6 protein-coding genes are annotated in these 8566 nt (G+C 72.5%); 4 read left to right on the forward strand and 2 right to left on the reverse strand.

Annotated elements, in window-relative coordinates:
- Positions 1 to 2914, forward strand: a 2914-nt coding sequence (locus E1193_RS27840; RefSeq protein WP_132186146.1) for a type I polyketide synthase, incomplete at its 5' end; no start/stop codon positions are given.
- On the opposite strand, the gene E1193_RS27845 is transcribed toward E1193_RS27840, so the two are convergent.
- On the reverse strand, positions 2911 to 5748 hold the full coding sequence (locus tag E1193_RS27845) for an AAA family ATPase (protein ID WP_347877051.1): 2838 nt from the start codon (positions 5746 to 5748) through the stop codon (positions 2911 to 2913). The two genes, E1193_RS27840 and E1193_RS27845, sit on opposite strands and share 4 nt — an antisense overlap.
- Between E1193_RS27845 and E1193_RS32175 the strand changes: the two genes are divergently transcribed.
- Both E1193_RS32175 and E1193_RS27850 read left to right on the forward strand, forming a co-directional pair.
- The gene (locus E1193_RS32175) at positions 5675 to 5881 is read left to right on the forward strand and encodes a hypothetical protein (protein ID WP_165945848.1); all 207 of its coding nucleotides are present in this window, start codon (positions 5675 to 5677) and stop codon (positions 5879 to 5881) included. The genes E1193_RS27845 and E1193_RS32175 overlap by 74 nt on opposite strands.
- 55 nt (positions 5882 to 5936) lie before the next feature.
- The gene (locus E1193_RS27850) at positions 5937 to 6656 is read left to right on the forward strand and encodes an alpha/beta fold hydrolase (protein WP_243707942.1); all 720 of its coding nucleotides are present in this window, start codon (positions 5937 to 5939) and stop codon (positions 6654 to 6656) included.
- Here the strand turns inward: E1193_RS27850 and E1193_RS27855 are convergent.
- A complete protein-coding gene (locus E1193_RS27855) occupies positions 6640 to 7311 on the reverse strand; it encodes a PIG-L family deacetylase (RefSeq protein ID WP_132186149.1) in 672 nt (223 codons plus the stop codon). The two genes, E1193_RS27850 and E1193_RS27855, sit on opposite strands and share 17 nt — an antisense overlap.
- A 360-nt stretch (positions 7312 to 7671) precedes the next feature.
- Between E1193_RS27855 and E1193_RS27860 the strand changes: the two genes are divergently transcribed.
- Positions 7672 to 8566 (forward strand): beta-ketoacyl synthase N-terminal-like domain-containing protein (locus E1193_RS27860; RefSeq protein WP_132186150.1); only part of this gene is annotated, 895 nt, incomplete at its 3' end.

Here is an 8566-nt window from a genome sequence, read left to right on the forward strand (position 1 = left end):
GGTCACCCAGGCGGTGGGGGAGCTGTTCACCCACGGGACGCCAATCGACTGGGACGCCTACTTCACCGGTATCGCCGTCCGGCGGGTACCGCTGCCGACGTATGCGTTCCAACGGCAGCGGTACTGGCTCACCCCCACCACCGACACCGACCTGAACGCCGCCGGGTTGACCCCCGCCGAACACCCACTCCTGGCCGCCGTCGCCCACCTACCCGACAACGACGGCGTACTCCTGACCGGACGGCTGTCCACCACCGCACAGCCCTGGCTCGCCGACCACACCGTGCTCGACCAGACCCTGCTACCCGGCACCGCCTTCGTCGAACTCGCCCTACGCGCCGGCACCGAAATCGGCTGCACCGGCCTGGCCGAGTTGGTGCTCGCCGAGCCGCTCGCCCTACCGGAGCACGCCGACGTGCTGCTCCAGGTGCGGGTCGAAGCCGCGGACCGGGATGGACGGCACCCGGTGAGCGTGCACTCGCGCGTCGACGAACCCGGCGACGGAACGTGGCGTACCCACGCCCGCGGCCGGCTGACCCGGGAGACTCCCTGGCCGGCGACCACCGACCTGACGGCCTGGCCACCGGAGGGCGCGACGGAACTGGCAGTCGACGACGTCTACCTGGCCCTGCGCGGAGCCGGCCTCGACTACCGGCGGTCCTTCCGGGGCCTGCGGGCCGCCTGGCGGCGCGGCGACGAGGTGTTCGCCGACGTCGGCCTGCCGGACGGGGTCGACGCCGAGGGGTACGGAATCCATCCGGCCCTACTGGACGCCGCGCTGCACGCCGCTGCCCGGCAGGTGTCCACCGAGGACGGCCGGCCGCTGGTGCCGTTCTCGTGGACCGGTGTCGCACTGACCGCGCAGGGGGCAACGAGCCTGCGGGTGCGGGTGCGGCCCGGGCCGGACGGCTCGGCGGCGGTGAGCTGCGCCGACCAAACCGGGGCACCGGTGTTCTCCGTCGACACTCTGGCGGTCCGCCCGGCACCGGCGCCCGGACCCGGCGACACCGCCGGGTGGCTGCACGCCGTGCGGTGGCGCCCGGCGCCCGTTTCGTCCGCTGTGGACACTGGTGGCTGGGCGATGCTCGGCGACGATCCACGGGGGGTCGAGCAGATGCTCCCGCCGGGCGGCCGGCGGTACGCCGACCTGCCCGCACTGGCCGGCGCCGACCCGGTACCCGACACCGTGCTGGTCCCGGCCGGGCACGGCGAACTGCATCGGGTGCTGCACGAGCTGCTGGATACGGTGCGGGACTGGTTGGCCGAGCCACGCCTGGCCGGCTCCCGCCTCATCGTGCTCACCTCCGGGGCGGTGCCGGCCCGGGACGGCGAGGACGTACCCGACCTCGCCGGCGCGGCGGTCTGGGGGTTCGTCCGCTCGGCCGAGCTGGAGAATCCCGGCCGGCTGCTGCTCGTCGACGTCGACGGTGCACCCGCCTCGCTGCGCCGGGTGCGGGACGTGCCCAGCCTGGACGAGCCCCAGGTGGCGATCCGGGACGGCCAGATCCTGGTGCCCCGGCTGACCCGACCGCCCACCGCGTCGCGCCGGCCCGACCCGCCCGAACTGGCCGCCGGTACCGTGCTGCTGACTGGTGGCACCGGTACCCTCGGCGGCCTCGTCGCCCGGCACCTGGTCACCGTGTACCACGCCCGGCACCTGCTGCTGCTCAGCCGGCGCGGCCCGGACGCGCCCGGCGCCGGGCAGCTCGCCGCCGACCTGCGCGCCGCCGGCGCCTCGGTCCGGGTGGTCGCCTGCGACGTGGCCGACCGGGCCGCGCTCGCCGCGGTGCTCGACACGATCCCCGCCGACCAGCCGCTGACCGGTGTGGTGCACTGCGCCGGAGTGCTTGACGACGGCGTGCTCGGCTCGCTCACCCCGGCCCGGCTGGATGCCGTGCTGGCGGCCAAGGCCGACGCCGCCCGGCACCTCCACGAGTACACCGACCGGCTCGATCTCTCCCTCTTCGTGCTGTTCTCCTCGGTCGCCGGCACGCTCGGGGCACCGGGCCAGGCGAACTACGCGGCGGCGAACGCCGTCCTGGACGGCCTGGCCGCCCACCGGCGCAGCCGCGGGCTGCCTGGGCTGTCGCTGGCCTGGGGGCCCTGGACCGGCCAGGGCATGGCCGGGGAACTGTCCCCGACGAACGTGGCCCGGATGGTCCGCGCCGGCGTGATCGGCCTGTCCGCGGCCGACGGCCTGGCGTTGCTGGACGCCGCGCTGCGCGCCGAGCAGCCGGTGCTGTTGCCGGCCCGGCTCGCGGTCCCCGCGCCGGGTCCGGAACCGGTCCCGGCGATGCTGCGCGACCTCGATCCGGATCCGGTCCGCCGGCCGCCCGCCGCGTCCGGCCGGCCGGTGGCGCGAGGCGGATCGGCGCGGCCGGTCACGGACTCGGCCTGGTCCCGGATCGCCGCCCTGCCCGCTGGGGAACGCGGTGCCGCACTGCTCGACCTGGTGCGGGAGAACGTCGCGGCCGTACTGGGTTTTTCCGGTGCGCAGGCGGTGGATCCCGGTCGGGGCTTCCTCGACCTCGGGTTCGACTCGCTCACCGCGATCGAGTTGCGCAACCGGCTGGACACCGGCACCGGGCGCCAGCTGCCGGCCACCCTGATCTTCGACTACCCGTCGCCGGCCATCCTGGCCGAGCACCTCGGCGCCGAGATGGTGGGGAGCGCGCCGGGCGCGGTACCGCTGGAGGCGTCGCTCATCGCCCTGGGGACCGCGATCGAGGCGGCGCTGGCGACCGGGGTACCCGACGCCGGTGCGCACACCGGCGTCGCCGGCCGGCTGCGGGCGCTCGCCGCGCGGTGGTCCGAGGCGCACCGGGTCGACCCGATGCCGGCCGCCGACCTGGACGCGGCCGGTGTGGAGGAGATCTTCGGCATCCTCGACGCCGAGCTGGACGCCCGCCCCTAACCGGTCGCTTCGAGCGCCGAGGAGGCCAGCTGCTCCGCCAACTGGCTGCGGCCGCGGATCCCCATCTTGCGGTACACCCTGGTCAGGTGCTGCTCCACGGTGCTCACCGTGATGAAGAGCCGGCTGCCGATCTGCTGGTTGGTCTGGCCGAGCGCGGCGAGCTGGGCCACCCGGAGTTCCGCCTCAGTGAGCACACTGGACTCCGGCGGCTCGCCGGACGCCGACGGTGTGTCGGGGGCGGACAGCGCGCGCAGGGCCTGGGGCGCCCCGACCCGGGCCGGCCCGGTCTGGTCGGCCGGTTGAGGGAACTCCTGCCCCGGCACCTTCAGCTTCCGGGCCAACTCCAGCAGGTCCCCGGAGCGCTTGAAGCACTCCGTCGCCTGGCCGAGCAGGATCGGCCGCTCCGCTTGTACGGCGACCATGCCCAGGATCCGCAGGGCCGAGCCGCGCCCGTAGGTGTCCGTCTCGGCACACCGCTCCAGCTGCTGCTTGGCCAGCTCCCGGGCGGCCGCGAGGTGGCCGAGCCGCAGGTGGGCCTCGGCCAGGTCGGTACGCCACGGCAGCAGCGACAGGTGATCCTGCTTGGCGCGGGCCATCAACCGCCGGTACCGCTGGAAGTCGCTGATCGCGGCCAGCACCCGGTCGGTGGCGAGGTGGAACTGCCCCCGGGCCCGCAGGTACCGCAGCCCACCGATGGTGCCGAACATGGTGTCCGGCACCGGTTCGTGCAGGGCCGCGGCGGCCGCGTCGAACGCACCGGCGACGGTGTTCGCGACCAGCAGCGTGGTCAGCGGGTAGCTGATCGATACTCCCCAGCTCTGGGTATCCAGCAGCCGCAGCGCGGCGCGTGCACGGGTCACCCCCTGGGTGACGTCACCGCGGCGCAGGACGATCCCGGACCAGACCCCGTCGATCATCGCCTGCCAGGCCACCGCGCCCCGGCGCGCCGCCTGCTGGCTGAGCATGGCGCACCAGTACTCGGCGCGCTTACTGCGGTTGTCGTGGGCCAGCGCCAGGATGGCCGTGACCAGCGACTCCAGCGTGGTGTCCGCCAGCGGGCAGTTGCGCAGGATCTGTTCGGCGCTGGCGGTGGTGGCGTCGCTGGTGCCGACCATCCACATCCCGATCAGCGTGGCGGCGGTGTGCCGCCACGGGTCGGAGTGCCGGGGCGCCGGATCGGCTGGTTGCTCCACCCGTACCTCGCACCGGCCGAAGTGCCACTGGGCGGCCAGGGTCAGCTTCGCCGCGGCCGGCGCGTCGAACCGGTCGGGGCACTTGGCCAGGTCGGCGACCGCCTTGGCGAACAGATCCGCCTCGCCGTGCCACAGCGCGTGCCGGGCCAGCGTGAACGGCTCCGCGCCGACCGCCTCCGGGTCGGATGCCGAGTGCCGCAGCTCCGCAAGGTAGGCCGCGGCGGCGGATGGATTGACCCGCCAGACGACTCGGGCCAGCGCGTCGAGGATCGCGTGCCGCTGCGCGGGTTCCGGCGCAGCGGACAGGGCCAGTTCCAGGCACCGCACCGCGAAGCCGGTATCGTCGGACTGCGCGGCGCGGTCGGCGGCCCGCCGCAGCACGTCAACCGCCCAGGCCGGCGCGGGCTGTCCTGCCGCGACCAGGTGCGCGGCTACCTCGCCGGCGGGGGCCACCTGCCGGAGCTTCAGCTTTGCCGCCCGGACGTGCAACTGGGCCCTGGCCGCCGGCGGCAGGCTGTCCACCGCGGCGGTGGCCGCCACGGCGTGCCGGAACCGGCCGTGCGCGAGCAGGCCGGCGCCGGCGAGGACGGCGGTCAGATCCTCGGCCACGTCCTCGGTCACCCCGGCGAGGCAGGCGACCGCCTCCCGGCTGAGCTCGTCGCCGAGCATCCCGATAGCGGCGGCGACCCGATGCAGCGGCGCCTCCCGGCGCTGCAGAAACATCGACACCGCGTGGACGAAGGCCGGGCCGGTCACCGGCCGCCCGTCGCGTTCGCTCCGTTGGTAGTCCTCCAGCAGCGCGTTGACCAGCAACGGGCTGCCCCCGCTCAGCTCGCGCAGCCGCCCGGTCAGCTCGTCGTCCACCGGCTCGCCCAGCAACTCGCTGGCGACCTGCCCGACGGCCCGCGTGGAGAGCGGCCCCAGCCGTACGTGGTCGTGCGGGAGCCGGGTGAACAGGCCGAGCAGTTGCCGCTCCGCCGCGCTGGCCGCGTCCTGGTGACTCAGCAGGATCAGGAGGCGGCTGCTGCGGATCCGCCGCTGCAGGCGGAGCAGGATCCGGACCGAGCTCTCGTCGGCGAACTGCAGGTCGTCAACCCCAATGACGACCGGTTGGGTCCGGGTCAGGCCGAGCAGGATCCGGCAGATCTCGCTGTCCGCCACGGCCGGTGCCGCCTTCACCGGGGAACCGAGCCGGTGCTCGTCCGGCGGCGCCTGGTGCAGCAGCGCCAGAACCGCCCCGACCTGATCGGCGACGGCCGCAGGCAGGGCCGAGTTGGTGAAGAGTTGATCAACTATTCCGGCGTTCAGGCGCTGTTCGTCCGGGGCGCCGGTGGCATGCAGGACCAGTGCTCCCGATTCCGCCGCGGACGGCAGAAACCGGGTCAACAGCTGGGTCCTGCCGCTGGCCGCCGGTCCGGTCACGAGCACCAGCCGGCCGGCGCCGGATTCGCTGTGCGTGAACTGTTCGCGTAGGGCCGTTAGTGCTTCATCGGGTACCGATACATTTGCCGGATTTCCTATTGTCGAGGAAGCGCATGCGCAGCCGGGCGCCGCAGGCGTAAAATTCATGCTCACCGCCATCGTTCTCGGTGCCGAACGACCATTGGATCGATCGTTGATGACCTTCCAGGACAGGATCATCGATGTCACTGTTGCTGGACTGGACGCCGACTGGACTCCGGTGACCAGAGGTGCCATAGGGGGGCGATATATAGGGGTTGATGAAGGCGAGTCGGATCTGGCATTCCAGAACCATGGCAGCGGTAATGGATGACAATCACCTGTGGTTCCGAAGATTTCACCCGAATACGGAGGCGTCCGTCCGATTGGTGTGCTTTCCGCATGCCGGCGGGGCGGCCACCTTCTATTTTCCGACCTCCCGCGCCCTCGGCCCGGCGGTCGAGGTCCTCGCCGTGCAGTACCCGGGCCGCCAGGACCGCCGAGCCGAACGGTGCGTCGACGACCTGCGTGAGCTGGCCGGTCTGATCGTGGCGGAGCTGCGCCCCTGGTGCGACCGTCCGCTGGCGCTGTTCGGGCACAGCATGGGCGCCACGGTGGCGTACGAGGTGGCGCGGCGGCTGGAGCGCGACGGCACCCCGCCGCTCGGACTCTTCGCCTCCGGCCGGCGGGCCCCCTCGATCAACCGCGACGAGTCCGTACACCTCCGCGACGACCAGGACATCGTGCGGGAGTTGCGGAAACTGAGCGGTACCGACGCCGCGCTCCTGGTCGACGAGGAGATGCTGACCATGGTGCTGCCCGCGGTACGCGGCGACTACCGCGCGGCGGAGACCTACCGGCACGGCGGCGGTCCGGAACTCAACCGGCCGATCTGCGTTCTGGTCGGGGACAGCGACCCGGTGACCAGCCTGGCCGAGGCCTGGGCCTGGGACCGGCACACCACCGTGGGGTGCCGGGTCGAGGTGTTCCCGGGCGGCCACTTCTTCCTTCGGGCCGAGGCCGAGGGGGTACACCGGGCGATCCTGCGGCACCTCGGTGAGTGGTCCGCCGGTGACCCGCCTGCCCGGGTCGTTACCGCACAAGCCTGACCAACTCGAACGCCTCCGCCAGCGGAGCGGAGACCTGCGAACCCCGATAGGCACCGAGCGCCCGGACGCCGTCTTCGCTCCGGGCGCTCGGCCACTTCTCGATCTCCTTGCCGTACGCCCGCAGCGCCTCCAGCTTGCGCTCCAGGTGCGACTCGTCCAGCACCTGCCAGCAGTTCGGCCGGAACGTGGGCACCACCCCGGACGCCTCCGCGCAGTCGGTCGCCGACCGGACCTCGAAGCACCGGATCTCCCGGATGCCGCTGCGGCCCGGCCGACCGGCCACCCGGGCCGCGCGGCTGGCCAGCTGATGGTCCACGCTCAACTCGGCCATGCTGGTGGTGAAGAGCGCGTCCGGCTCGAATTCGCGGATCTCCCGCTCCACCACGCGATTGAGTTCGAGCTGACCGACCTGGTCCAGCCTGCTGTCGCCGAACGTGTTCACCTGGACCCGCTTGATGCCCAGGATGCTCGCGGCCGCCTGTATCTGCGAGGTCCGGTCGGTGACGACGTGTCCGTCCCAAGCCCGTGCGCTGTCGTCGTTGGTGAGGACGCACAAGCTGACCTCCACGCCCGCATCGGTCAGGAGCGTTATCGTGCCGCCAGCGCCCAACGTCTCGTCGTCGCCGTGGGCGACGACGATGAGTAGCCTGTCCATGGTCCCCTTCCGATGGCGTATCGATCACCTGGGACGGATATGTCTCGGGCGCGCCGTCGCGGCATCCGGTTACCGATGCCACGGTGGTTTGGGGTGGGGCGATTTCTGGCCTACGTCAGGATCACGGTCGCGCCCGGCCTTTGTTCGCCGGACATTTCCAGCGGATCCCCGGCTGGACAACCCCTACGCGTTTCCGTGCGGGTTTACCCGCGTTCCGCAGCGCTCGCACCGCGCTGAGGGGGTCGGCCGGCTAGGGGTGGGGCCATGATGTCCTCGGCTCTTAAGGTGTCGCCGTGGACCGGGGCCCGCCGGGTGCGGTGTAAGGCCGAATGGGCCGTATTCATGAGGAGTGACGGCTAAGTGGACGACACCCAGGACCGACTGGTCAATGCCCTCCGAGTCTCCCTCAAAGAGACCGAGCGCCTTCGCGAGCAGAACCAGATGCTTGCCGAGGCCGCCCGCGAACCCATCGCGATCGTCGGCATGGCGTGCCGCTTCCCCGGTGGGGTGCGCTCCCCGGAGGAGTTGTGGGACCTGGTGGCCGGCGGCCGGGAGGGCATCGGCCGGTTCCCCGACGACCGGGGCTGGGACCTGGATCGGCTGTTCGACCCGACCGGTGAGCGCGCGGGCACGAGCTACGCCACCGCGGGTGGGTTCCTGCACGAGGCGCCGTGGTTCGACCCGGATTTCTTCGGGATCAGTCCGCGTGAGGCGGTGTTGATGGATCCGCAGCAGCGGTTGCTGTTGGAGGTGTCGTGGGAGGCGTTCGAGCGGGCTGGGATCGTGCCGGCCACGCTGCGGGGCAGCCGGACCGGGGTGTTCGCCGGGGTGATGTACCACAACTACCCCGGCAGCTATGGCTCCTCCGGCATCGTCTCCGGCCGGCTCGCCTACACGTTCGGGCTGGAGGGGCCGGCGGTCACCGTCGACACCGCGTGCTCCTCCTCGCTGGTGACGCTGCACCTGGCCGCCCAGTCGCTCCGGCAGGGGGAGTGTGAGCTGGCGCTGGCCGGTGGGGTCTCGGTGATGGCCACGCCGCGCACGTTCGTGGAATTCAGCATCGACGGCACGCTCGCCCGCAGCGGCCGCTGCCGGTCGTTTGCGGACGGCGCGGACGGTACGGGTTGGGCTGAGGGTGTTGGGGTGCTGTTGTTGGAGCGGTTGTCGGATGCGCGGCGCAATGGTCATGAGGTTCTTGCGGTGGTGCGTGGTTCGGCGGTGAACCAGGACGGTGCGTCTAACGGCATCACGGCGC

This window comes from Micromonospora sp. KC606 (assembly GCF_004348675.1).
In the GTDB taxonomy this organism is placed as follows: domain Bacteria; phylum Actinomycetota; class Actinomycetes; order Mycobacteriales; family Micromonosporaceae; genus Micromonospora.

Bases quoted from the DNA above. Each gene is read 5' to 3' on its own strand.
- E1193_RS27855 (WP_132186149.1), bottom strand. From the start codon at position 7,311: ATGGACAGGCTACTCATCGTCGTCGCCCACGGCGACGACGAGACGTTG.
- E1193_RS27845 (WP_347877051.1), bottom strand. From the start codon at position 5,748: ATGATCCTGTCCTGGAAGGTCATCAACGATCGATCCAATGGTCGTTCG.
- E1193_RS32175 (WP_165945848.1), top strand. From the start codon at position 5,675: ATGCTCACCGCCATCGTTCTCGGTGCCGAACGACCATTGGATCGATCG.